Annotated in this window: 19 protein-coding genes and 7 pseudogenes; 11 read left to right on the top strand and 15 right to left on the bottom strand. The window is 70.5% G+C overall.

The features are described from left to right. The 3 pseudogenes from FCI23_RS61330 to FCI23_RS46105 form a co-directional block, all read right to left on the bottom strand. Positions 1-338 (bottom strand): annotated as a pseudogene (locus tag FCI23_RS61330) (hypothetical protein); the annotation flags it as partial. After that, positions 305-772 (bottom strand): annotated as a pseudogene (locus FCI23_RS61325) (DUF456 domain-containing protein); the annotation flags it as partial. The pseudogenes FCI23_RS61325 and FCI23_RS61330, both read right to left, overlap by 34 nt. Positions 773-865: 93 nt before the next feature. Next, positions 866-1,838 (bottom strand): annotated as a pseudogene (locus tag FCI23_RS46105) (TrmB family transcriptional regulator). A gap of 228 nt (positions 1,839-2,066) precedes the next feature. Between FCI23_RS46105 and FCI23_RS46100 the strand changes: the two are divergent. Together FCI23_RS46100 and FCI23_RS46095 are read left to right on the top strand one after the other, a co-directional pair. Then, positions 2,067-3,623, top strand: coding sequence for a protein phosphatase 2C domain-containing protein (locus FCI23_RS46100; protein ID WP_136730010.1), 1,557 nt, complete (start codon positions 2,067-2,069; stop codon positions 3,621-3,623). A gap of 86 nt (positions 3,624-3,709) precedes the next feature. After that, positions 3,710-5,128 (top strand): glycoside hydrolase family 47 protein, encoded by a 1,419-nt coding sequence (locus tag FCI23_RS46095; protein ID WP_136730009.1) that lies wholly within the window; start codon positions 3,710-3,712, stop codon positions 5,126-5,128. A 319-nt stretch (positions 5,129-5,447) separates the two neighbouring features. Here FCI23_RS46095 and FCI23_RS46090 read toward each other — a convergent pair whose 3' ends face one another. The 4 genes and pseudogenes from FCI23_RS46090 to FCI23_RS46075 form a co-directional block, all read right to left on the bottom strand. Further along, positions 5,448-6,092, bottom strand: coding sequence for a response regulator transcription factor (locus FCI23_RS46090; RefSeq protein ID WP_136730008.1), 645 nt, complete (start codon positions 6,090-6,092; stop codon positions 5,448-5,450). After that, positions 6,080-6,769: pseudogene (locus FCI23_RS46085) on the bottom strand (sensor histidine kinase); the annotation flags it as partial. The pseudogene FCI23_RS46085 and the gene FCI23_RS46090, both read right to left, overlap by 13 nt. 304 nt (positions 6,770-7,073) lie before the next feature. Next, positions 7,074-7,277, bottom strand: coding sequence for a DUF397 domain-containing protein (locus FCI23_RS46080; protein ID WP_136730007.1), 204 nt, complete (start codon positions 7,275-7,277; stop codon positions 7,074-7,076). Between the two features lie 11 nt (positions 7,278-7,288). Further along, positions 7,289-8,140, bottom strand: a complete 852-nt coding sequence (locus FCI23_RS46075) for a helix-turn-helix domain-containing protein (RefSeq protein WP_136730006.1) — start codon at positions 8,138-8,140, stop codon at positions 7,289-7,291. Positions 8,141-8,345: 205 nt separating this feature from the next. Between FCI23_RS46075 and FCI23_RS46070 the strand changes: the two genes are divergently transcribed. From FCI23_RS46070 to FCI23_RS61315, 4 genes and pseudogenes are all read left to right on the top strand, one after another. Continuing rightward, positions 8,346-8,789, top strand: coding sequence for an ATP-binding protein (locus FCI23_RS46070; protein ID WP_136730005.1), 444 nt, complete (start codon positions 8,346-8,348; stop codon positions 8,787-8,789). A gap of 84 nt (positions 8,790-8,873) precedes the next feature. After that, positions 8,874-9,068 (top strand): hypothetical protein, encoded by a 195-nt coding sequence (locus tag FCI23_RS46065; RefSeq protein WP_136730004.1) that lies wholly within the window; start codon positions 8,874-8,876, stop codon positions 9,066-9,068. Positions 9,069-9,320: 252 nt separating this feature from the next. After that, positions 9,321-10,346 (top strand): annotated as a pseudogene (iscB, locus tag FCI23_RS61320) (RNA-guided endonuclease IscB); the annotation flags it as partial. Positions 10,347-10,411: 65 nt separating this feature from the next. Continuing rightward, a complete protein-coding gene (locus tag FCI23_RS61315) occupies positions 10,412-10,852 on the top strand; it encodes a hypothetical protein (protein ID WP_246144699.1) in 441 nt (146 codons plus the stop codon). Positions 10,853-11,272: 420 nt separating this feature from the next. Here the strand turns inward: FCI23_RS61315 and FCI23_RS46055 are convergent, their stop codons facing one another. After that, positions 11,273-11,971 carry a class I SAM-dependent methyltransferase gene (locus tag FCI23_RS46055; protein ID WP_136730003.1) on the bottom strand — a complete coding sequence of 233 codons (699 nt, stop codon included), beginning with the start codon at positions 11,969-11,971 and terminating at the stop codon, positions 11,273-11,275. Between the two features lie 73 nt (positions 11,972-12,044). Then, positions 12,045-12,665, bottom strand: coding sequence for a winged helix-turn-helix transcriptional regulator (locus FCI23_RS46050; protein WP_136730002.1), 621 nt, complete (start codon positions 12,663-12,665; stop codon positions 12,045-12,047). Positions 12,666-12,723: 58 nt separating this feature from the next. Between FCI23_RS46050 and FCI23_RS46045 the strand changes: the two genes are divergently transcribed. Both FCI23_RS46045 and FCI23_RS46040 read left to right on the top strand, forming a co-directional pair. Further along, entirely contained in the window at positions 12,724-13,935 is a 1,212-nt protein-coding gene (locus FCI23_RS46045; RefSeq protein ID WP_136730001.1) for a pyridoxal phosphate-dependent aminotransferase, read from the top strand. A gap of 36 nt (positions 13,936-13,971) precedes the next feature. Next, entirely contained in the window at positions 13,972-14,832 is an 861-nt protein-coding gene (locus FCI23_RS46040) for a phosphotransferase enzyme family protein (RefSeq protein WP_136730000.1), read from the top strand. A 207-nt stretch (positions 14,833-15,039) separates the two neighbouring features. On the opposite strand, the gene FCI23_RS46030 is transcribed toward FCI23_RS46040, so the two are convergent. Both FCI23_RS46030 and FCI23_RS46025 read right to left on the bottom strand, forming a co-directional pair. Then, positions 15,040-15,768, bottom strand: a complete 729-nt coding sequence (locus FCI23_RS46030; RefSeq protein ID WP_136729999.1) for a 3'-5' exonuclease — start codon at positions 15,766-15,768, stop codon at positions 15,040-15,042. A 187-nt stretch (positions 15,769-15,955) separates the two neighbouring features. Then, positions 15,956-17,215, bottom strand: a complete 1,260-nt coding sequence (locus FCI23_RS46025) for an SAV2148 family HEPN domain-containing protein (protein WP_136729998.1) — start codon at positions 17,213-17,215, stop codon at positions 15,956-15,958. 509 nt (positions 17,216-17,724) lie between these two features. On the opposite strand from FCI23_RS46025, the gene glgX reads away from it, so the two are divergent. Both glgX and treY read left to right on the top strand, forming a co-directional pair. Beyond that, on the top strand, positions 17,725-19,845 hold the full coding sequence (gene glgX, locus FCI23_RS46020; protein ID WP_136729997.1) for a glycogen debranching protein GlgX: 2,121 nt from the start codon (positions 17,725-17,727) through the stop codon (positions 19,843-19,845). A gap of 54 nt (positions 19,846-19,899) precedes the next feature. Beyond that, a complete protein-coding gene (gene treY, locus FCI23_RS46015; RefSeq protein ID WP_136729996.1) occupies positions 19,900-22,221 on the top strand; it encodes a malto-oligosyltrehalose synthase in 2,322 nt (773 codons plus the stop codon). Positions 22,222-22,234: 13 nt separating this feature from the next. Here the strand turns inward: treY and FCI23_RS64695 are convergent, their stop codons facing one another. Continuing rightward, complete coding sequence (locus tag FCI23_RS64695) at positions 22,235-22,513, bottom strand: zinc ribbon domain-containing protein (protein WP_456318879.1); 279 nt, start codon at positions 22,511-22,513, stop codon at positions 22,235-22,237. After that, positions 22,456-22,717, bottom strand: a pseudogene (locus FCI23_RS46005) (helix-turn-helix domain-containing protein); the annotation flags it as partial. The pseudogene FCI23_RS46005 and the gene FCI23_RS64695, both read right to left, overlap by 58 nt. A gap of 27 nt (positions 22,718-22,744) precedes the next feature. On the opposite strand from FCI23_RS46005, the pseudogene FCI23_RS61310 reads away from it, so the two are divergent. Next, positions 22,745-22,858, top strand: a pseudogene (locus FCI23_RS61310) (IS200/IS605 family transposase); the annotation flags it as partial. A gap of 306 nt (positions 22,859-23,164) precedes the next feature. Here FCI23_RS61310 and FCI23_RS45990 read toward each other — a convergent pair. Then, positions 23,165-23,737, bottom strand: a complete 573-nt coding sequence (locus tag FCI23_RS45990) for an FHA domain-containing protein (protein ID WP_407646133.1) — start codon at positions 23,735-23,737, stop codon at positions 23,165-23,167. A 142-nt stretch (positions 23,738-23,879) separates the two neighbouring features. Continuing rightward, on the bottom strand, positions 23,880-24,248 hold a 369-nt coding region (locus FCI23_RS45985; protein WP_407646132.1), incomplete at its 5' end, for an ABC transporter ATP-binding protein.

Genomic DNA, 24,248 nt, shown 5'->3' with positions numbered 1-24,248 from the left:
CGGTCGGGGGCCGGGTGGTGGCCCAGGGAGCCCAGGCACCCCGGGCAGATCGCGGAGGTGCCCCGGGCCGGGACGGTGACCACCGCGATACCGGCCTTGGCGGCCAGGTGCCGGATCGCTTCGGCGACGGTGCCGCGCACCTGTCCCGACAGGCGGGCGTTGCCGCGCCTGCGGCCACGGGCTTCCAGGGTGGCGAGGTCTTCGAGGTAGATGACGCTTGCGCCGAGCGCGCTGGCCTGGCCGACAGCCCAGTGGGCCGCCGACCACGCCAGCGCGCCGTTGAGGTGGCGGATGCGGGCGCATCCGCACCCAGCCAGACCCCGGCCACCAGCAGGCACACGAACAGCTCGATCAGCATGGCGAGCCCGATCGCCCGCATCGCCATACGTGTCGCCGCCTGCGCATCCCCATGGCTGCCGAGGCCCAGCCGCTCGGTCCCGTAGATCCCCGCGACGAAACCGATCGGCGCGCCGACCACCGGGATGATGAAGAAACCGCAGACCGCGACGGCCCCGCCGATGACGAGGGTGCGCCACGGAACGCCGCTCTCCCGCATCGAACGGGACGGCAGCAGCCACTTCAGCACCTTGTTCAGCAACAGGAGCCCGCTCGCCGCCGCCAGTACCCCCCACGACAGTGAGCTGTGCACGCTCGTCGCCCACCACAGCACCGCCGCCCAGCACAGCAGCGCTCCCGGCACTCCCGGCACCAGCACGCCGACCAGACCGAGCAGCATCACCGCACCCACCAAGCACAGTTGTGCGATCCCCATGAGGCAACTGTGCCGGAACCCTTGGCGGGGCGCTTCCCGGTTTTGACCGAAAGCCCGTGCCTTGAAGGCCGCGCGGACAGGTGGAGCGGCCTCTCACGCCCAGCCGCGCGCGTACGCCTGCCAGCCCAGCTGGAGCCGGGTCGACGCGCCGGCCAGCTCCATCAGCCGCCGCACCCGCCGCTGCACGGTCCGCAGGCCCAGGTCGAGCTGTTTGGCGACGCTCGCGTCGGTGAGCCCGGCCAGCAACAGAGACAGGATCAGCAGATCGGCGTGGCCCGGGCCGTCCGCGACCTCCTCCGGAGCCCCCGTGCCGTCCAGCCGCAGGGGCAGTGCCTGCCGCCAGACCGCCTCGAAGAGGCCGACCAATGACTCCAGCAGCCCGCTGGCGTGCACCACCGGCGCCGAGGGCGCGGATCTGCGGCGCGTCAGCGGCACCATGGCCGTCGTACGGTCCGCGATCACCAGCTTTGTCGGCACCTGATGCACCACCCGCACCTGCTCGTTGCGTTCCAGCGCTGCGGACAGCTCTGTGACCCCATGCGGGCCCGCCAGCACTTCGCGCTCCAGCACTACGCGGTAGAGCACGCCGCGGTCCGCCGCTTGCTGTTCGGCGTGGTTGTCCAGGCCGGTGACGGCCACCGAGGAGCCGGTGACCAGAGCGCACACCTCGTCCACCGCGCCCAGCTGGAGCTGCAGGAAGCGGTGCGCGACGGCGCTCGTGCCCTGGACGACCTCCACGAGATCGTGGACCGGGGACTCGGCGGCCTCCGCCCGGTACTCCTCAGCCAGCAGCGCGGCGGCCACCTCGGCCCGCTGCAGCTCGTGCCGCTGCCGGTTGACCAGTGCGCTCAACGCCACGGCGGCCGGCGCGGCCAGCCAGCGGCCGGGCCGGGCCGAGGCCTGGGCGACGAGGCCGTGGCGTTCGAGCCGGCACAGCGCTCGTACGGTGTCCTCCTCGGACAGTCCCAGCTGGTGCGAGAGTTTCGGCGACTTCGGCGGCGCCGATGCCGACCAGGGTGCGATAGGCCGCCTCCTGGGCCTCGTCGAGTCCAGTGGCACCGAGCACGGGTGTTCCTTCCGTTGGTGCTGGCTGTGGTGCGGGCAATGGCGGAAACGAGCCATGGCGTAAAACCGCCGCACATATCATCGCTGATCAAATGTTTGATCTGGCAATGTGTGTTCGGACCGGCCGTCTATCAGCCCGGCCCAAGGGGGGAGGGCTGATAGACGGCCCGCTCGCCGATCTTCCTGTTTTCGCTGTTTCCCGACGTGTGCCGCGGTGGACAATAAGGGCATGAGTCAGCAGGGCGAGACGGACCACCGCCAAGAGGACGACTGGTGGCAGCAGCTTTACGGCCGGCCCGGCGCACCCGAAGCGCCTGATACGGGTCCATCGGCCGCCTCCGAACCACGAGACAGTGTCGACGCTCATTTCACCTCCGCCATCGGGGCCCTGGGCGCAGCCGATTCCCCGGATGACGCCCCGTCGGCCGGCCTGCCCCGGCAGTACGGGGGAGCTGCGGCCCCGACCCCGCCCCCGCCTCCGGCCGCCGCTCCGGATCCCGACCCGGTCCTGGATCTGGACATGTCCCGGGCCCCGGAACCGGAACCGGAACCGGAACCGGAACCGGTTCCTGAGCCGGATCCGGCCGGATCGGCCGACCCGCGCTGGCCGTACCCCGCGCCGCCGGCCCTCGGGGGCCGGCCGCAGCCCACCCGTGGCCCCGCCCGGCCGACGTCGTCCGGCCAGGGCGAGGCCAGCTGGCCCGCACCGGCCCCGGAACTCCCGCCCGGCTGGGCCCCGGTCGATCCGCCGGCGCCCGAGGAGGAGCCGGCCCCGTGGTTCGAACTGGCCCCGGCGAAGCCGCGCGAGCCCGTCGCGCCGCCGGAGCCCATGGCGCCGCCGGAGGAGCCGGCCGACGGGGTGCCGGGCTTCCCGCCCGCCGTCGCGTCCGTCCCGTATGTGGGCGACCGGCCGCCGACGTACGAGCCCGAGCCCACCGCCTGGCCCACCGCCGACCCGGAGGACCTCGACTCCCTCGTGCCGGACACCGTGCTGGACGGGGCGCGGTACGGCGTGCTCACGCTGCGGACCGCGTCCGTGCGCGGGGACTCCGCGCGGTACCGGGGCGAGCCGCGCCGGGACGCGCTGCTGACGGCCCGTTTCGGGGCGGGCGACGACGCGCTGTTGCTGCTGGCGGTGGCTACCGGGGCGCGCGCGGCGGAGGAGTCGCACCGGGCTGCGGGGGATGCGTGCCGGTGGATCGCGGAGGCGGTCGGGCGGAGCCACGTACGGCTGTCGGAGGACATCAGGGCCGCGCGGCGGGGCTCGCTGAAGTCCGGCCTGCACCGGCTGACCGACCGGTGCTACGGGCGGCTGCGGACCCGGGGCGAGGAACTCGGCCTGGCCCCGGCCGAGTACTCGGCGGCACTGCGCTGTCTGCTGGTCCCGGCCGATCCGGAGTGCCGGATCCGGCTCTTCCTCGGCGTCGGGGACGGCGGCCTCTTCCGGATCCGGGGCGGCGAGTGGCAGGATCTCGACCAGGCGCCGGGGAGGGAAGGCCGGGAGGGCCGGGACAGCAGGGAAGCAGGCGACGGTAAGGACGGTAAGGAAGAAATAGGCGTAACGTTCCGCTTCCGCTTCTCCGTCGCCCAGCCCGGCGACGCGCTCATACTCTGCAGCACCGGCCTCGCCGAACCGCTGCGCGGCGAACCCGCCCTCGCCGCCCGCCTGCGCGAGCAGTGGGGCACCGGTGAGCCCCCGGGCCTGGCCGCGTTCCTCAGCGACGCCCAGACCCGGGTCAAGGGTTACGCCGACGACCGCACCGCCGTCGGGGTCTGGGACGCCTAGGGCGCGCGAGGTGTGCCACGGCACCCGCCGCACACCTTTGGCCCTGCATCCCGTAACGCCATGGGGGCGGGAGTGGTTTTCGGGGCATGACCAAACTCCCGCGCCCCGGCCGGCTCTCCCGCCGCCGGCTGCTTGCCGCCGCTGCCGCCACGCCCTTGCTGCCGGCCGTCCGCACCGCCGGGGCCCATGCCCGAACCCGCGCTGCCACCCCGGATCCGTACGCCGCGCTCGGCGCCGAAGTCGTCAACGAATTCAGCACCGCGTGGAGCGCCTATCGGCGGCACGCCTGGGGCCGCGACGAACTGCGCCCGCTGGCCGCCACCGGCTCGGACTTCTTCATCCAGGGCAGCACCCTCGGCCTGACCATCGTCGAAGCGCTCGACACCCTTTACCTGATGCGGCTCGACGCGGAGCTGGACAGCGGAGTTCGCTGGGTCAAGGACAACCTTGACGTCGCCCAGGACGCCCGCGTCCAGGTCTTCGAAACCATCATCCGCCTCGTCGGCGGGCTGCTGTCCGGCCATCTCGCGACGAAGGACGCCACCCTGCTCGCCCTCGCCCGGGAACTCGCCGACCGGCTGCTCCCCGCCTTCACCAAGTCGCCCACAGGGGCGCCGTACCGATACGTCAATCTGGCCACCGGCAGTGTGAGCGGCACCGAGAACTATCTCGCCGAGATCGGCACCTGCATCGCCGAGTTCGGCGAGCTCTCCCGGCTCACCGGAGACCATAAGTACTACAACGCCGCCAAGGCCGCGCTCCGCGCTGTCTACGACCGCCGCTCGGCCCTCGATCTCGTCGGTACCGCGCTCAACGTCGAAACCGGAGCCTGGACCGACACCACGGCCACCCTCGACCCGCCCGTCGACTCCTTCTTCGAATACCTCTGGGACGGCTGGACCCTCTTCGCCGACCGCGACCTCCGCACCTGGTACACCACCCTCACCACCGCTGTCTTCCAGCGCCTCGCCGACCGCCGCGACGGCCGCCTGTGGTTCCGTCAGGCCCACATGGCCACCGGCGCCGACGCCGGCCACACGCAGTCCGAGCTCACCGCCTACTACGCCGGGCTGCTCGCCCAGAGCGGCCGCACGGCCGACGGCGAGCTCTACCACGACAGCTGGACCGATGTCCTGGCCGTCCACCGGCTGCCACCCGAATACATCGACTACCGGACCCTGGCCGTGGTGAACCACGCCTACCCGCTCCGCCCCGAGTACGTCGACTCCTGTCTCTTCCTCTGGATGGCCACCGGCAAGGACCGCTACCGCTCGCGGGCCCGCACCATGTGGCAGCGGCAGAGGCAGTACTGCAAGGTCGCCAATGGCTACACCGTCGTCAACGACGTGACCACCAGCCCCATGCGGCTCGGCGACCTCACCCCGGGCTACTGGTGGAGCGAGAACATGAAGTACTACTACCTTCTCTTCTCCAACGCCCCGCGCTTCGACTACGAGTCCAACTACCTCTCCACGGAGGGGAACGTCCTGCGTGGCCTGCGCTGAGTTCCCACGCCCGGACGACTCTCCCGACGGTTCATCCGCGCAGCGTCTCCCGGAAGAACGCCCGCACGCCACCCCCGGCGGCACCGGGCACGGCAGTGGCCGGCAGCCCGTGGGCCAGGGTCTGCGGCCGGGTGGCCTGGACGCTCATATAACCGGGCGGCCGCGCCGGATCGCGCGCCAACCGCTGCAGCCCGGCCCGGCCCTGCCCGGACAGACCACTCGGCTCGTCAGGTCCACGCCCGCTGACGGGACGAGCGGGAGCAGCTGGTCCGGCTGCCGGTCCGGTTCCTGGAAACCGCCGTCCGTCAGTGAGGCCGGGTCAGACCACGCCCAGGAAGTGCAGCACCGCGAGCACCCGGCGGTGATCGGCGTCGGCCTTCGGCAGATCGAGCTTGGCGAGGATGCTGTTGATGTGCTTCGCCACCGCGCTCTCGCTGACCACCAGCTGCGCCGCGATCCCGGCGTTGGAGCGACCGCCCGCCATCAGCTCCAGGACCTCGCGCTCGCGCGCGGTGAGCCGGTCCAGCGGATCGCGGCGACGGCGCACCAGCAGCTGGGAGATCACCTGCGGGTCCAGCGCGGTGCCGCCCTTCGCGACCCGGCGCACCGCCTCGGCGAACTCCTCGACGTCGGCGACCCGTTGCTTGAGCAGATAGCCGACCCCGGCGGAGCTGTCGGCCAGCAGGTCCACCGCGTACCGCTCCTCCACGTACTGCGAGAGCAGCAGCACCGCAGTGTCCGGCCACTGCCGCCGGATGACGAGCGCCGCCCGTACGCCCTCGTCCGTGAAGCCCGGCGGCATCCGCACATCCACCACCGCGATGTGCGGCCGGTGCTCCTCGACCGCCGCCAGCAGGGCCTGGGCGTCGCCCACTTGCGCCGCCACCTCGAAGCCGGCCGTCTCCAGGACCTTGACCACCCCGATGCGCAGCAGAACGGAATCCTCGGCGATCACGGCGCGCACGGCAGCTCCACGGTGACGACGGTCGGACCCCCGACCGGACTCTTGACGGACAACGTGCCGTCGACCGACCCGACCCGTCCGGCGAGGCCTGCCAGCCCGGTGCCGCCGGATGTGTCCGCGCCGCCCGCACCGTCGTCGGCGATGACGACCAGCAGTGTCCCGTCCAGGCGCTTGATCGTGACATCGGCCCGCGACGCCCGTGCGTGTTTGACCACATTCGCCAGCGCCTCGGACACCACGAAATAGGCCACCGCCTCCACCGTCGGCGACGGGCGTGACGGCAGATCCACCGTCAGCGTCACCGGAATGGGAAGGCGGGCGGCGATCCCGGACAGCGCGGCGTCCAGGCCCCGGTCCTCCAGCACAGCCGGGTGCAGCCCCCGCACGAGAGCACTCAGCTCGGCGATGGCCTCCTTCGCCTCACGGTGCGCCTCGTCGATCACCTTCCGCGCGTCGTCGGGCAGATCGCGCATGGTGGCCCTGGCCAGCCCGAGATTGACCGCCAGTGAGACCAGGCGCTGCTGCGCGCCGTCGTGCAGATCCCGCTCGATACGGCGCCGTTCGGCATCCGTCGCGTCCACCACTTGCGCTGCGGTGACCTGCGGGTGGTCGAGGTCCGAGATCGCGGCACGTAATGCCTGGGTGTCCAGCGGCGGAAGGGCAACAGCCGTAGCCGCCGCAGCAACGGCGCGCGCCGGAAAGCCGGCGGCAGCCAGCGCCGCTCCGGACAGGGCGGAGCCGACAAGAGCCCGGCGGGACAAACGAGAAGAAGTCATGCCGACTACACTGTCCGGCCAGCGACGCACCGCCATCCGGGCGTCCCCTGGCTCACCCCTGAGCAGACCCGTGGTGGTCCCGGATGTCCACCCCTGACTCCATGTCCGGCGCCAGCGCCGCGACGAGGTCGTCCGCCGTCACCCGGGTCACGCCAGGCTCCTCCGTCGTACCCGCCGAGCGGTCGGTGCGCTCGACCGGCGAGGGTCAGCCGTCGAACGCGCCGGTCCGCACGGCGGCGATGAACGCGGCCCACCCGCTGGGGCCGTAGAACTGCTTCGCGCCGTCGCGGCGCTTGCTGTCCCGCACGGCGGTTCCGCCGTCAGCGGTGCGGGCGACCTCTATGCAGTTACCGGCTTGTCCGGAGTAGGACGACTTCCTGAACCCCGTGACAATGCGAATGTCCTTCACTTTTCCTCTTCTCAGATCGTGTCTCTGACCCCCCGGATGAACGCCGCACTGGCATCCGGCCCCAGAGCCGCAGCCGCGAGAGCGTCGAAGGCAAACACGTACCTGGTGATCTCCTCTTGGCTCTCCACAACCATCGTGCCAGTCGCACTCTCGACAGTGACAGCCTCGATCGCCAGTTCCGGGCTGAACGAGAACCCAACGAACGGCCCCGAGGCAGTCGCGGCCCTCGCCGACAGAGGAAGCACCTGAACGGTGACGTTCTGCCGCTTCCCGACGTCAAGCAAGCGAGACAGCTGCGCCCTACGTGTCTCGGGCGACGAGATCGAAGCCGTGATGGCGGGTTCCCAAATGATCGCCGCGAACCGGGCGCCTGCCTCCTCGATCCGAGCCTGCCGCTCCTGCCTCACCTTGACAAACGCCTGCGCACGATCGGGCGGCACGATAGTGGGGTTGGACTCCAGCAACTCAAGAACGTACTCCGGCGTTTGCAACAGGCCGGGCATCAGGACCGTTTCCCAGGTCCGGATGTAGGTCGCGTCCTGCTCCATGGAGATGTACTGGGCATACGTCGACCCCACAGTGTCGGCGTAGTCGACCCACCAGCCACGTTTGCTGCTCTCGCGTGCCAACTGCTCCAGCCGGGAGCGCTCTACTTGGTCCTGGACGCCGTAGAGGTCCAACAGCACCCGTACGGCGAGGGGGTTGGCGTTCACGTGCCCGGTCTCCATGCGCGAAACCTTCGTCACCGACCCGACGATGGCCTCCGCCGCTGTGGCCTGGTCGAAGCCTGCGGCAAGACGCATGGCCTTCAACGCCGCGCCCAGCCGCCGGCTCCGCACCGTTGGCCTCCCACCTGCGGGCATAGCCCCTCCTCCTTCAGCTGCTCTTGATCTGTCTCGCAGGAGCATCGTAGGACCAACAAGAGCTCACCATCTCGGACTAGCGCAATTTTCAGTCGTATCAGTTGCAGTCGAGCGCACAGTCCCCCTACGGTAGCTAACGTCACATACAGCACTCGAATAGTTGCTATCTGCGACCGACCATCCTTGTGCTCGCTGGAGGTAGGGCGTGACCCAACAAGTAGGGCGGACCTTTCAGTTCGCGATCAGCGACCAGGCACCCCAACGCGCACGCCGGGCCGTGCGCAACGCCGTACTCGCTTGGGAGTACGGCGAAGAGCTCGCGGACGTCGCAGAACTGCTCACATCAGAGGTCATCACCAACGCCACGCAGCACGCGGCCGGCACGGCGGAATGCGTGGTCCGGGTCCGCGTGAACGACGGCCTGTTGACGGTCGGCGTATACGACTGCGCCGGTGGCGCCCCGCGCGTCAAGCACCCGGCGAGTGATGCCGAGTGCGGCCGGGGACTCGGCATCGTGGCAGCGCTCGTCGCTGACTGGGGTATTCGGCCGGACGGCGGGGGCAAGGAAGTGTTCTTTGCCTTGCGGGTTCCGCCGATTCCGAGGCGCGTGTATGAGAGGGAACTCGCCGGGACAGCCGGTGAGCGCTGAATGACCGAGCCCATGGCGACCGTTTCGGGCCAAGGGTCGCATCCACGGAAAACCAGAACCAACAGCTGAAGCTGGAGATTCACCATGGAGATCAGACCGCAGGACACCCGCACCGACGCCCGCAGAATCGGGACGCAGGTGGCGCGGGAGTTGCAGACGCGGTTCGCGGCAGCGGGGTTCCGGCTGGACATCCACGGCGCGTCCCCCATCAGCGGACGCGCTACGTGGAAATCGCGCCGCTGCGCGCGGATGTCGCGGTGTGGCTGGCGGAACGGTTGAGGGAGTGGGAGACGGAGCGCACACCGCGTAACGGGATCCCCCGCCTGAAGGACTCCGTTGGGAAAGGGACGAACCGCCGAACGAGGTGGTTACCTCGGTCGCGAACTCGCAGGTCGAGTGATCCACTTCTGACCGGCAAGCGAGCTGCGCTGCCCGCCTTGTCCTTTTACCAACGGAGTCCTGAAGGCGGGGGCTTTCAGCCCGACCGGCTGAGAGCCCGCCATTACCAGCATCAGCCAACACCCATGGGAGGTGACCCGAGTTGGCTACGTTCCACGCAGGACAGAAGACCCACCACCTGTGCTTCCTCAGCAGTTGGCCCTGGAATTCGAGTCAGCAGACAACCCCGGGATCAGGGACGAAACGGGGCTCGAACGCCGCAAGGCACCCGGCGTGAAACATGTGCGAGGGGAGACCACCAGCAGTACACCTGCTGCCGGCGGCGTCACCCCGGACCACCAGGTCCGGGAGCCCGGCCGTGAGGCCGACCCCGCCGTGTTCGTCCTGGACAAGCACGGCACCCCGCTCCAGCCCACCACCCCGGCCAGGGCCCGCAAGCTCCTGGCGTCCGGCCGGGCGGTCGTGGCCCGGCACACACCGTTCGTGATCCGCCTGAAGGACCGCACCGCCAACCACTCGCAGGTCGACGGTGTCGAGATCGGTATCGACCCCGGCAGTAAGCACACCGGCATCGCCGTCTTCACCACCGTCACCGGGGAGCGCCGGGGCCGGTACAGCATCCAGCTCGACCACCGGGGCGCGGCGATCCGCAAGAAGCTGGAGCGGCGCGCCGCCTACCGGCGGGGCCGCCGGACCCGGAACCTGCGCTACCGCGCACCCCGCTTCCTGAACCGCACCCGCCCGAAGGGGTGGCTGCCGCCGTCCCTCCGGCACCGCGTCGACACCACCACATCGTGGGTGGACCGTCTCGCCCGCTGGGCACCCGTCAAGGCCGTGCACGTCGAGCGGGTCGCGTTCGACACCAACGCCATCAGCGCCGGGCGCCCGCTGGAGGGTGCCGAGTACCAGCACGGCACCCTCCACGGCACCGAGGTCCGTGAGTACCTCCTCGCGAAGTTCGGCCGCGCCTGCGTCTACTGCGGCGCGATGGGCGTGCCGCTGAACATCGACCACATCCGGCCCCGCTCCCGGGGCGGATCCGACCGGGTCGCCAACCTGACCCTCGCGTGCATCCCCTGCAACCAGGCCAAGAGCAGTCGGCCCGTGGAGGAGTTCGCACCCAAGCGCGCCGCCGAGATCCTCAAGCGCGCGAAGGCCCCGCTGCGGGACGCCGCCGCCGTCAACGCCACCACGTGGGCGCTGTGGCGGCCCTGGACGCACGCATGCCCACCCGCACCGCGTCCGGCGGGCGCACCAAGTGGAACCGCACCCGGTGCGCCCTGCCCAACACCCACACCCTGGACGCCCTCGCCGTCGGCGAACTCGACACCGTCACCGCCTGGCCCCGCACCGTCCTGGTCATCGGGGCGACCGGACGCGGCCAGTACCAGCGCACCCGCACCGACAAGCACGGCTTCCCCCGCCTACGCCTGCCCCGCGTCAAGCAGTTCTTCGGCTACGCCACCGGCGACCTCGTCCGGGCCGTCGTCCCCTCGGGGAAGAACGCGGGCACCCACACCGGCCGCGTCGCCGTCCGCTCCTCCGGGAACTTCGCCATCCGAACCGCAAGCGGCCTCTACACCGCCCGGCACAAGCACTTCCGCCTCCTCCAGCGAGCCGACGGCTACGCCTACACCCGCCAACCCGAAGGAACCACGCCTTGATCCAAGGCCCAGGTTCATACAACGGCGATCCGCCCGGCGGCGAACCGCCTACCCACCGCCCCGCTCCGCAGAAGCTTCGTTTCCTCCCCGGCCTGAAGACCGGGGTATCCACGAAGGACATCCGATGACAGTTCGGGTCTACTCCGTCGACCGGAGCGGCGTTGTCGCTTGGGAGCGTCCCGAGGTCCGGGTGACGACCGCCGAGCCCCCGGATGTGCTCGGCAGTTCGCTCAACTGGCCGCTATGCGCATGCGAACGGGCCACCGGCACTCCGTGCCCGGCAGGAAGGGCGTGAGGACGGGCCCGGGACCGGGGCCGTCGGTCGGCGCTGACCGTCGCGCAGCGCCGCCGCGGGTGGGGGACGCCGCCGACCTCGGCGTCGCCAGTCTTGCGGCCTCCACCAGGGAGCTGTTCAAACCGCTACGGCCGGCCGGGGACCGGCAGAGCCCGCACCCACATGCGGTCGCCGGCCAGGTAGGCGTCGACGGCAAGCCCTGCCTCGCTCAGGGCGAGCTCGAAGGCCTCAGTGGTCAGGGGACGTGACAGGAACGTCTGGCTCCACTGCGCGTCCGGGAAGACGTATTCGACGTGGACGGACTGCACACCGGGTCCCGCCGGCTCGGAGGACACCACCCGGATGAGACCGCCGGCGGTCTTCCGCTCTCGTGGCAGGTTCTCGTGCCGGCCGTCGTTCTCTCGCTGGATCAGCACACAGCCGTCATGTCTGACATGCCGTCGGCAGGTCCGCAGCAGCCCCTGACGCACCCTGGGATCGCCGGCGTGGACAAGGAATGACCCGAGCAACACCACATCGAAGCGCTCGTCGAGCTCCAGCTCCTCGATCGGGCTGCAGACGGTCCGGGCACCGTGGACCCGCTCCAGCATCTGGGGAGATTCATCGACGGCGGTGACGGTGAAGCCTCGCTCCACCAGCGGGTGCGTCACGCGGCCCGCACCGCATCCCAGTTCGAGGATACGGGCCTGGGCGGGGACCGCCCGTTCGATGATGTCGGGCTCGTCGCGCACGGGGAGCCGCTCGTACAGCTCGACTGAACACCCGTCCGGCGTGATTGCTCCCGGCCCGGTCCCTTGGTAACCCTCGCGCACCCGTCCGCCCATACCTCCATCGGACCACAGCGGGGGCGGCTGCGAAAGACCACGGCGTCCTCCGCCCCGGGACCGTCGGCCGGTGTTACCCGTCGCGCAGCGCCGCCGCGAGCGGGGTGTCGCCGCCGACTTCGGCGTCGCCGGTCTTGACGGCCTCCGCCAGGGAGAGGCGGCCCTGTTCGAGGGCGAGGGCGGTGCCGTCGGTGAGGGCCAGCCAGGCGTCGGGGTGCTCGGCGGGGCCGTCGGCGTATGAGGGGGCGTCGTGGCCGAGGCGGAGGTGGAAGGTGCCTTCGGGGAGGCGGACTTCAAGGGTGCCGTCATGGCGGCGGAGAAGGCCGAGAAGGGGGATCGCGGACCAGTGGGCGCGGACGGCGTCGGTGGGGCGGCGCTCGGAGAGGGCGGGGGCGCCCCACTCGGCGAGGGCGGTGAGGACGGGGAGCAGGTCGCGGCCCCGGGCGGTGAGTTCGTAGACGTAGGCGGCCCCGGGAGGGGGGAGGCGGCGGCGGGTGACGAGCGCGTCGCGCTCCATTTCCTTGAGGCGGGCGGCGAGGACGTCGGTGGAGACGCCGGGGAGGTCCGCGTGGAGGTCGGTGTAGCGGCGGGGGCCGGCAAGGAGCTCCCGGACGATCAGGAGGGTCCAGCGCTCGCCGACGGTGTCGAGGGCGCGGGCGGCGGAGCAGTACTGGTCGTAACTTCGGCGCGGCATGAAGGTCAGTGTAGTGAAATGGTTGGACTTTCCAAGCGGATACTTGGTAAAACCAAGCATGGAGTTCAAGCAGTCGAGCAAGCTGGCCAACGTCCTCTACGAGATCCGCGGGCCGGTGATCGAGCACGCCAACGCGCTCGAGGAGGCCGGGCACAGCGTGCTGCGGCTCAACACCGGCAACCCCGCGCTCTTCGGCTTCGAGGCGCCCGAGGAGATCCTCCAGGACATGATCCGCAGCCTCCCGAAGGCCCATGGCTACACCGATTCGCAGGGCATCCTGCCCGCCCGCCGCGCGGTGGCCGCGCACTACCAGCAGCGCGGGCTGACGGATGTCGGGGTGGACGATGTCTTTCTGGGCAACGGCGTCTCGGAGCTGGTCTCCATGGCCGTACAGGCGCTGCTCGACGACGGCGACGAAGTGCTGATCCCGGCGCCGGACTTCCCGCTCTGGACAGCGGTCACAACGCTGGCCGGCGGCAAGGCCGTGCACTATGTGTGCGACGAGTCGGCGGACTGGCTGCCGGACCTCGCCGACATGGCCGCGAAGATCACCGACCGTACGCGTGCCGTAGTGATCATCAACCCCAACAACCCCACCGGCGCGGTCTATCCGAAGGAGATCCTGGAAGGGATCCTCGATCTCGCCCGCCGGCACAACCTGATGGTGTTCTCGGACGAGATCTACGACAAGATCCTCTACGACGACGCTGTTCACCACCACACCGCCGTCCTCGCGCCGGATCTGCTCTGCCTGACCTTCAGCGGCCTGTCCAAGGCCTACCGGGTCGCCGGGTTCCGCAGCGGCTGGGTGGTCGTCACCGGCCCCAGGCAGCACGCGAAGAGCTACCTGGAGGGACTGGTGACGCTGGCGTCGATGCGGCTGTGCCCCAACGCCCCCGCCCAGTACGCGATCCAGGCCGCGCTCGGCGGCCGGCAGAGCATCGAGGATCTCGTACTCCCGGGCGGGCGGCTGCACGAGCAGCGGGACGTCGCATGGGAGAGGCTCAACGAAATCCCGGGCGTGTCGTGCGTCAAGCCGAAGGGCGCGCTGTACGCGTTCCCGAGACTGGACCCCAAGGTGCACAAGATCCATGACGACGAGAAGTTCGTCCTGGACCTGCTGCTGCGCGAAAAGATCCAGGTCGTGCAGGGCACCGGGTTCAACTGGCCGCAGCCCGACCACTTCCGCATCCTGACGCTGCCGAGGGCTGATGACCTGGACGCCGCGATCAGTCGCATCGGGCGCTTTCTGGCCGGATACCGTCAGTGAGCACAGTACGGCGGCACAGAACGACGGAGGACACGCGTGGCCTTTACGGAAGAGCCGGCACGGGCGGTGCTCGCCGCCGACGGGCGAGCGGCAGGGGACGCGAAGCTGCTCTCGCTGGGCGAGAACGCGGTGTTCGCGGTGGGCGACGTGGTGGCCAAGGTCGGCCGCGGCGCCGAGTTGCTGGCCCGGGCCGAGCGCGAGGTGCGTACGGCGGCGTGGCTGGCGGAGCACGGGGTGCCGGCGGTGCGGGCGGCCGAACCGGACGCCCGGCTGGTGGACGGGCACCCGGTGACGTACTGGGAGCGGCTGCCGGAGGCCGTACGGCCTGCTGGGCCGGTCGATCTGGCGGAGCTGTTGCGCGTCGTCCACGCCCTGCCGCTGCCGGAGTTCGGCCTGCCGCCGCGCGACCTGCTGGGTGGCGTGGAGCGCTGGCTGCGGCTCGCCGGCCCGGCGATCGACCCGGCCGATGCCGGTTTCCTGCGGGATCGGCGGGACGGCTTCGCCGAGGCGGCGGCCGCCCTGGTCCCGCACCTGCCCCCGGGACCCATCCACGGGGACGCGCTGCCGCGCAACGTGCACATCGGGCCGGACGGGCCGGTGCTCGTGGACCTGGAGACCTTCGCCGCGGACCTGCGTGAACACGACCTGGTGGTGATGGCGCTCACCCGGGACCGTTACGGACTGGACCCGGCCGCCTACGACGACTTCACTTCCGCGTACGGCTGGGATGTGCGCGAGTGGGACGGCTGCGCGGTACTGCGCGGGGCGCGGGAGACGGCAAGCTGCGCCTGGGCCGCCCAGCACGCGCCGGGTAATCCGGCGGCGCTGGCGGAATTCCGGCGCCGGATCGCATCCTTGCGGGACGGCGACCCGGCGGTGCGGTGGTATTCGTTCTGAGCAGAGCCCCGTCCGGCAGCTGATCCGGACTCAGCGGAATTCCCATGGTCCGTGGATGGCGTGGGCGGCACCGGTGGCCAGCGCCCAATAGCGGTCACCGTGGGACCAGTGCCACTCGGTCGGGTAGTTGACCAGGCCTGCGGCAGTCAGGGCCTCGCTGAGGATCTGCCGGTTGGCACGTGCGCCGGCGCTGATGCCGGGCCCCGGTCATGGATGGCCCGCCGACTGCCGTATGTGCGGGACGACCGGCCAGGCGGGGTCGATGGACGCGTGCGGATCCGATGTCCTGCGCAGGTACTGCTGGAATGAGGCTGCCTGGTCGGCCGCGGCGCGCACCTGGAGTTCGTGCAGATCGGCCGGGGAGACCGATCCGACGTCCGGGAACCTCTCCCCCAGCCTTCGGGCGACGCCGGCGGCCGCCACCGCGTCGGCGCCTGCCTCATGGGCGTCGTTCAGCGGCACACCGTAATGGGCGCAGAGGGCTTGGAGGTTTCGCTTGCCCTTGCGGTAGCGGTCCGCGTGTTTGTCGAGGATGAGCGGGTCGATTACGGGGGACAGCCCGCCGCCCAGGCGCTCGGCCAGCGGGGTGACTCCATTCCGCCGGCATTCCCGGTCCAGGAGCGACAGGTCATACCGCGCGTTCATGATCACCAGCGGCGTCGCGGAAGCCAGGGACTCGGCTATCGCCCGGGTGATCTCCTCGATCCCCTCTGCGGCGGAACCGCCATGTGCGCGGGCGTACTCCGTCGAGATGCCGTGGATGGCCGTGGCCTCATCGGGTACAGGCACCCCGGGGTCCAGCAGCCACATCCGTTCCTTGGGCGGGGTCCCTGGTTCCAGTCCGATGAGCGCGGCGGTCACGATGCGGTCGGTCTCGATGTCGGTGCCCGTGGTCTCGAGGTCGAAGGCCAGCAATGGTGCGCTCGTCCAGCTCATCGCAGGGTCCCTGACCGCTTGGCGTCGCAGACAACGACGACGACGGCGGCGATCCGCGCCTCACGCCGAGCCATACCTGTCGTCTCCAGCTCAAAACCGGTCAACTTATCGCGGCGCCATGCCATGGTGAGCATCCTTCCCACAGTTCCCCCGTGTGCTCTGCCATCATCTCGCGCACCACTGACAGTCAGGAGACGGGTCGGGAATCGGCCCAAACCCCCTCGAATTCCTCCCGGTAGACCTCGAAAAGCCCGTGCTCGCCATGCCGGCCGCTGTCCGTGGCCGCCCCGCCTTCCTCCTGCACAAGTTCGCGCGGGCCGCCGCGCAGGATCAGCACAGGGGACTCCATGCCGCGCGCCTTGCGCAGATACGACTGGACGACCGCGAGGCCGTCTGCGCCGTCCCCGTCAACCAGGTAGGCGGTGAAGCGCGGCGTCTCGTCGAAGACCCGGATCTCGAAGGCGTCAGGGTCACGGAGCCGGGCTCTGACCCGGCGCATGTGAATGATGTTCATCTCCACGGAGCGGCTGAGCTCGCCCCGCCCGAGCCCGAGTTCGCGCTCACGGCGGCGGACCGCGCTGCTGGCGGGGTTGAGGAAGAGCAGCCGCACCCGGCAGCCGGCCTCCGCGAGCCGCACCAGGCGCCTGCCGGAGAAGTTCTGGACGAGGAGGTTCAGGCCGATGCCCACGGCGTCCAGCCGCCGGGCGCCGCCGAAGAGGTCCTCGGCGGGCAGCTGGCGCTGGAGCCGGACCCGGTCGGGGTAGACGCCGACGACATCGGCGTAGCGGTCGGCGACGAGCTGCTCGATGACGTCGACGGGGAGCCGGTTGACGGAGGGGTAGTCGGGACCGGAGCCGAGGAGGTCCAGGAGCCGGGCGGCGGCCCGCTCGGCCTGGTCCAGGACGGTGCGGGAGAGGGCCCGGTTGCGGGAGACGACGTGCCGGGCGACCTCCAGCTCGTCGAGGGCGAGTTCGAGTTCGCGGCGGTCGTCGAGGTAGGGCTCGAAGCAGGGCCAGTGCTGGACGACGAGTTCACGCAGCTGAGGAAGGGTGAGAAAGCTGAGGATGTTGTCGTCGGCGGGGTCGAGGAGGAACCCCTTGCGGCGGCTGACCTCCCGTACGGCCGCCGCGCGCTGCACCCATTCGTGCCCCGCCGGGCCGGCCGCGGCGACCACCCATTCGTCGCCGTGCACAGGTTCGTAGATCGGACGGAGTATGGCGTTCACGACGGCGCGCAGCCGCTGTTCGACGAGGTTGAGCCAGACATACGCCCGCCCGGCACGGCGGGCCCGGGTACGCACTTCGGCCCAGGCCTCGGCACCCCAGTCCAGTTCCGCTCCGATCTCCAGCGGCAGGGCCAGCGAAACTGATCCGGCCGACCCGTCGCTGATGCCGCCGTTCTGGTCCCCCTGGTCTCCACCGCCTGGGAGCACCAGACCTCCCGACATCACGACTGCACCCGCCTTCCGCCCCCGTCCACGATCAAGGAAGGGTACTGCGGGCAAAGTGGCTGTGCAGCAGTAACGACGCTACTTCACGGTATCCGCATGTCGTCCCGCGCCCCTGGCCATTGCCCCCGTCAACCTCCTTGGCGTGACCGTCGGGGCTTCTGCCTTCGCCCCCCACCGGCACGCGCGTGCGCATCCTAGTGGAAGCGCTTGGTGTCCGCCGACCGGGGACCGTCCCTGGACGCGGGCCGCCGTCCAGGCGGCGTCCCGTCGTGGCGGAACCGCGATCACCGCTCATACGACCACCCAATCGCCGTATGGTGTCGTGAAGGCGCCCGACTCTTGCATCACCCAGGGGAATTGAGACACCCGTACTGGGGAAGATGTTGACGACTACGCACCAAAGCGAGCACGGGTGCGTGAAGATGCACCTTTCGGCAGATTGCGGCCGGGGTGCGGCCCGGAGACGGCCTGGCGGCTCCAGGCCGGTAAGTGGAAGAGTCGGTGACATGCAGGTCTGGCCGGGTCAGGCATACCCCCTTGGCGCCACGTACGACGGCGCCGGGACCAACTTCGCCATCTTCTCGGAGGTGGCGGAGAGAATCGAGCTGTGCCTGTTGCAGGACGACGGCTCGGAGACCGCCGTCGAACTGCGGGAAGCTGACGCCTTCGTGCGGCACGCGTACCTGCCGGGCATCATGCCCGGGCAGCGGTACGGCTTCCGGGTCCACGGGCCGCATGAGCCGACGCGCGGGCACCGCTGCAATTCCTCGAAGCTGCTCCTGGATCCGTACGCCAAGGCCATGAGCGGGTCGATCGACTGGGACGAGGCGGTCTACGGCTACCCCTTCGGGCAGCCGGAGGGACGCAACGACCTGGACTCGGCACCGCACACGATGGCGTCAGTAGTGGTGAACCCGTATTTCGACTGGTCCGAGGACCGGCCGCCGCGGATCGACTACCACCGCACGGTGATCTACGAGGCCCATGTGAAGGGCCTGACGAAGCTCCACCCGGAGCTGCCGGAGGAGATTCGCGGCACATATGCGGCGCTCGCGCACCCGGCGGTCATCTCGCACCTTGTGGAGCTGGGCGTCACCACGCTGGAGCTGATGCCCGTGCACCAGTTCGTGAACGACCACCGGCTGATGGACGAGGGTCTGTCGAACTACTGGGGCTACAACACCATCGGCTTCTTCGCGCCGCACGGCGCATATGCGTCGATGGGCGACCGCGGGCAGCAGGTGCTGGAATTCAAGACGGCGGTGCGCGCGCTGCACCGGGCGGGCATCGAGGTGATCCTCGACGTGGTGTACAACCACACGGCCGAGGGCAGCCACCTGGGCCCGACGCTCTCCTTCCGTGGCATCGACAACGCCTCGTACTACCGGCTGGCCGATGACCCGCGCTACTACACGGACACCACCGGCACCGGTAACTCGCTGTTGATGCGGAGCCCGCACGTACTCCAGATGATCATGGATTCGCTGCGCTACTGGGTGACGGAGATGCATGTCGACGGCTTCCGCTTCGACCTGGCGGCGACCCTGGCGAGGCAGTTCCACGAGGTGGACCGGCTGTCGTCCTTCTTCGACCTGGTGCAGCAGGACCCGGTGGTCAGCCAGGTGAAGCTGATCGCCGAGCCGTGGGATGTCGGCGAGGGCGGCTACCAGGTGGGCAACTTCCCGCCGCTGTGGACCGAGTGGAACGGGAAATTCCGCGACACTGTGCGCGACCTGTGGCGCGGTGAGAACGCCACCCTCGCCGAGTTCGGCTCCCGGCTGACCGGATCGTCGGACCTCTACCAGGACGACGGCCGCCGGCCGCTGGCCTCCATCAACTTCGTGACCTGCCACGACGGCTTCACCTTGCGCGACATGGTGTCGTACAACGAGAAGCACAATGAGGCCAACGGCGAGAACAACCGGGACGGCGAGAGCCACAACCGCTCCTGGAACTGCGGGGCCGAGGGCGAGACCGACAACGAGGAAGTGCTCGCGCTGCGGGACCGCCAGATGCGGAACTTCATCGCCACCCTGATGCTGTCCCAGGGCGTGCCCATGCTCGCCCATGGTGATGAATTCGGCCGGACCCAGGACGGCAACAACAACGCCTACTGCCAGGACAGCGAGCTCGCCTGGGTGCACTGGCCCAAGGAAGGCGACCCGGACGCACAGCGGCTGCACGAATTCACCCGCACCTTGGTGTGGCTCCGCCGCGACCACGCGGTCTTCCGGCGCCGCCGCTTCTTCCACGGCCGCCCGGTGGAGGGGACACATGACGAGCTCTCCGACATCGCCTGGTTCACCCCGGAGGGTGAGGAGATGACGCAGCAGGACTGGCGGGACGCGCACGCCAAGGCGCTGGTCGTCTTCCTCAACGGCAGCGCGATCTCCGAGCCGGGCTCGCGCGGCGAGCCGGTCACCGACGACTCCTTCCTGCTCATGTTCAACGCGCAGGACAAGGCGCTGGAATTCGTCGTACCGGTCAACCACGGCAAGGAGTGGCGGACCGTCGTCGACACCCAGCTGCGGGACGGGGTCGAGCCGGGCGGCGGGGCGCCGGTGCGGGGCGGTGACCGGCTGCGGCTGGCCGACCGCAGCATGGTGGTGCTGCAGCGCCCGGCGTAACGGCGCGGGGCCCGGTGTGATCAGCGGACCGCATGACGGGGTAGGCAGCAATGCATGGCGTCCCTGATCCGTCCCGCCCGCACCGCCCCGACCACTCCCGGCGTCCCGACCGCCACGTACCGGTTGCAGCTCCAGCCGGACTTCCCGTTCGCCGCCGCCGAGGCCGTTGTGCCACACCTCGCCGCGCTGGGGGTGTCCCATCTGCACCTGTCCCCCGTGCTCGAGGCGGTGCCCGGCTCGACGCACGGCTACGACGTGGTGGACCACACCCTCGTACGGGAGGAGCTCGGCGGCGAGGACGGGCTGCGGGCCCTGTCGCGCACGGCCCGGGCGCACGGGCTCGGCCTGGTCCTGGACCTCGTGCCGAACCATATGGCGGTGCCGGCGCCGGAGCACCTCGCCCGCCCGCTGTGGTCGGTCCTGCGGGAGGGGCCGGAGTCGCCGTACGCACGGTGGTTCGACATCGACTGGCAGGCGCAGGGCGGAAAGGTGCTGCTGCCGGTCCTGGGCGCCCCTCTGGAGGACATACAGGGCGAGGGCGGGCTCCAACTGGGGAAGCACGCGGGCGAGCCTGTGCTGCGCTACTACGAGCACGCGTTCCCGCTCCGGCCCGGCACGGAGCAGCTGCGGCTGCCCGAGCTGCTGGAGGCGCAGTGGTACCGGCTCGCCTGGTGGCGGCAGGCCGGCACCGACATCAACTACCGGCGGTTCTTCACCATCTCCGAGCTGATCGCGGTGCGGGTCGAGGATCCCGAGGTCTTCGCCGCCACGCACGCGACGCTGCTGCGGCTGCTGCGGGACGGCGTCGCCGACGGACTGCGGATCGACCACCCGGACGGGCTCGCCGACCCGGCGGGGTACCTGGGGCGGCTGAGCGAGGCCTGCGGGGGCCGCTGGACGGTGGTGGAGAAGATCCTCACCGGCGACGAGCCGCTGCCGGACGGCTGGGCGTGCGCGGGCACGACGGGGTACGACGCGCTGGACCGCATCGACGGGCTCTTCACCGACCCGGCCGGCGCGGACCGGATCACCGCCTTCTACCGGGAGTTCACCGGACAGCCCGACGACCTCGGCGGCGCATGGGCCCCGACGGTGCGCCGGGCCGCGTACCGCCTGGTCACCCACGACCTCGCCGCAGAGGTCGACCGGCTCGCCCGGGCGGCGGGCCCGGCCGTGTCCAGGGAGGCGATCCGGGAGGTGCTGGTCCGCATCCCTGTGTACCGGCCGTACGTCCTCCCGGGCGTGTCGGCGCCGGAGGAGTCCGTCGCCATGGTGACGGCGGCCGCCCGGGACGCGGCGGTCCCCGGCGCCGATGCCGTACGCGACCTCGCACTCGGCCGGCTCGGCCGCGGCCCGGGCAAGGACGACTTCGCGATCCGCTTCGCCCAGGTCTCCTCCGCGCTGCGAGCCAAGTCGGTCGAGGACACCGCCTTCTACCGCTACGGGCCCCTGCTGTCGCTGAACGAGGTGGGCCGTGACCCCGCCAGGCCGGCCGTCTCCCCCGCCGGCTTCCACGCCTTCTGCGCCCGTCTCCAGCGCGACTGGCCCACCACGGGGACGGTGCTGTCGACACACGACACCAAGCGCAGCGCGGAGGTACGGGCCCGGCTGGCGGCCCTGTCCGAGGTCCCGGACCTCTGGGCCGGCTCGGTGCCCCGCGACACCGTGGAGCCGCATGTGGCCTACCAGGCGTGGCAGTACGCGGTCGTCTTCGCCGGCCGGACCGACACGGACGGCGATGTGATCGCGGCCACCATGCTCAAGTCGGAGCGCGAGGCGGGGCTGCGCACCAGCTGGACCGAGCAGGACCCGGCGTACGAGGCCAGGCTCGCGGAACTCACCCGCGAGGTGGTCTCCCGCCCGGCCGGTGCGATCGCCCGCGCCATCGAGGGCCCCGCCATCGCCAACGCCCTCGGCGCGACTCTGGTGCACCTCACGATGCCCGGCGTCCCGGACATCTACCAGGGGGACGAGGAGCGCCAGCTGCTGCTGGTAGACCCCGCCAACCGTGCCCCCTACGTCCCCCGGCCGGCCGCCCCGGAGAGCCCCAAGCGGCTCGTCACCACGACAGCGCTCCGCCTGCGCCGCGAGCACCCCGAGTGGTTCGGCGCGAGCGCCACCTATGAGCCGCTGCCCGCCCGGGGCCCGGCCGCCGGCCACTGCTTGGCCTTTGTCCGCACCGGGCGGGCCGTCACCGTGGTCACCCGCCTCTCGCGCCGGCTGCTGGACGCGGGCGGCTGGCGCGGCACTGTACTCCCCCTCCCCGAAGGGGAGTGGAGGGACCTGCTGACGGACCGTCCGCACTCGGGCGGCGTCCCGCTGGAGGAGCTTCTGGACCGCCATCCGGTGGCGCTGCTGACACTGCAGCAGCATTGACGTGCTCCCCGGTCTAAAGACCGGGGATTCCTGCCACGGTCTTGTGACCGTCTGGGTGGCTTCCTGCTTCAACGCGCTGTGCCGGGATTTTCGTCCTGGTCTTACCTGCGCTCTGCGAGGCGTTTAGCCTGTCCGCCCGTCCCGGGGCCAGAGTGTTGTGTGCTGCGTTCTGGTCGCGGTCGTGGACGGTCCCGCAGCCCTGACACGTCCATCCCCGGACGTGGAGGGGCTTGGGGCGGTGTCCAGGTCGCGCAGGGACTGCTGGAGCACGACCGCGGCTTCGGCGAGCCATCCGCGCTCGATCGTGCGTTTGGCCTGGGTGATGTGCGTCTTGGACAGCTCCGCCGAGGCCACGTACGGCAGTCCGGCCGCCTGTGCTTCCCTGCGGGCCCGCAGGCAGTCGTTCCACACCACCCGGGCACACCCGAACGCAGCTCGCCAACGCGCGGCACTGGAAGGCATCCGGGTACACACGGTAGTTGTACCGTAGCTGCATCCGAGCGACCGTACTGGGGTTGGTCTCATGGACACAAATGACGGGCTTCGGCATGGCAGGCATGTGGTTTCGGCGATGCACGTTCATTTGGTCTTTGTGACCAAATACCGGCGTGGAGTGTTCAACAGCTCCCGCTGCGAGGCGACACGCTGCTCGACCACCGCCCAGTAGGCGGCAACAAGCGCGGCTCCGCGCGGTCCCGGGGCCGCGACGACCTCCGCGGCCTGGGCGGGCGGCGGCGGTAGCCGCTGCCCTCGTCGACCTCCGCAGGGGCGAGCACGCCCAGCCTGTCGTAGAGCCCCAGCGCCTTCATCGACAGTCGCCAACGGCGGGCGAACACTCCGATACCCAGCAGCGGATCTTCCACGCCCACCCCGTACACCGTCCTCCGGACCGGACGCTTCCCGCCCGACCCGCCCTACGCTCCGGGCTGCCCCTGGGACAACGTCACGCCTGCCCGGCCGCCAGCCGGTAGCTCATCCGGCCGAACGTCACCTGGTCGCCGGGGCGTACCACCACCGCCCCCATCACCCGGCGGCCGTTCACGAAGGTGCCGTTCATCGATCCCAGGTCGCGCAGCGTCCATGTCTCCCCGTCACGGCGCAGCTCCGCGTGTACCCGTGAGGCGGAGGAGTCGCTCAGCCGCAGCCCGGAGGAGAGGTCCCGGCCTATCCGCAGCGGCAAGGGCATCGGCTCGGAGTCGGCGACGGGCAGCACCAGCGTCGGCAGCCGCTCCACCCGCCACGCGTTGCGTATCCGCATATGAAGCGCGGACACTTTGCCGACGGCGCGTACCACGAACCGCGTCAGCCGGCCTTCCTCTGCCGGCGGCAGGTCGGCGGTGAGCGCCTCCAGCTCGTCACGTCCCCGTACGACCAGGGCGAGTTCCATCCGCTGCAGAAAGGTGTCGTGGGACAGCCGGCCCTCGACCGCGCTTTCCCGGAGCACCTCGATCGCATGCTCGCGCTCTGCGTCCGACAGCCGCGCGTCGGGATGCGTGGAGAACTCATAGGACGTCACGACCGTGATGGTACGGCCGGACGGCTGTTGTCGTACCCGACTGTTACGTTTCGTGGCAGGACTGCTTCCGGGCCGCCACCCGTACGATACGCGGGCTCGGCCGGGCAGGCGGGGCCAGGGCTGCCTGCCCCCGCCGCCGTCCCTACTTGCCGGTGAAGTCCTCGTAGGCCGCGATGACTTCCTCGGTCGGGCCGTCCATGCGCAGCTCGCCCTTTTCGAGCCACAGGGCGCGGTCGCAGGTGTCGCGGATGGATTTGTTGTTGTGGCTGACCAGGAAGACGGTTCCGGCTTCCTGGCGGAGTTCGCGGATGCGGTCCTCGGAGCGTTTCTGGAATTTGCGGTCGCCGGTGGCCAGCGCCTCGTCGATCATGAGGACGTCGTGGTTCTTGGCTGCGGCGATGGAAAAGCGCAGCCGGGCGGCCATGCCGGAGGAGTAGGTGCGCATCGGCAGTGAGATGAAGTCGCCCTTTTCGTTGATGCCGGAGAACTCCACGATGCCGTCGTACTTCTC

The sequence above is a fragment of the Actinacidiphila oryziradicis genome, from assembly GCF_005047355.1.
Taxonomy (GTDB): domain Bacteria; phylum Actinomycetota; class Actinomycetes; order Streptomycetales; family Streptomycetaceae; genus Actinacidiphila; species Actinacidiphila oryziradicis.
This window is presented reverse-complemented; position numbering and strand designations above follow the sequence as displayed.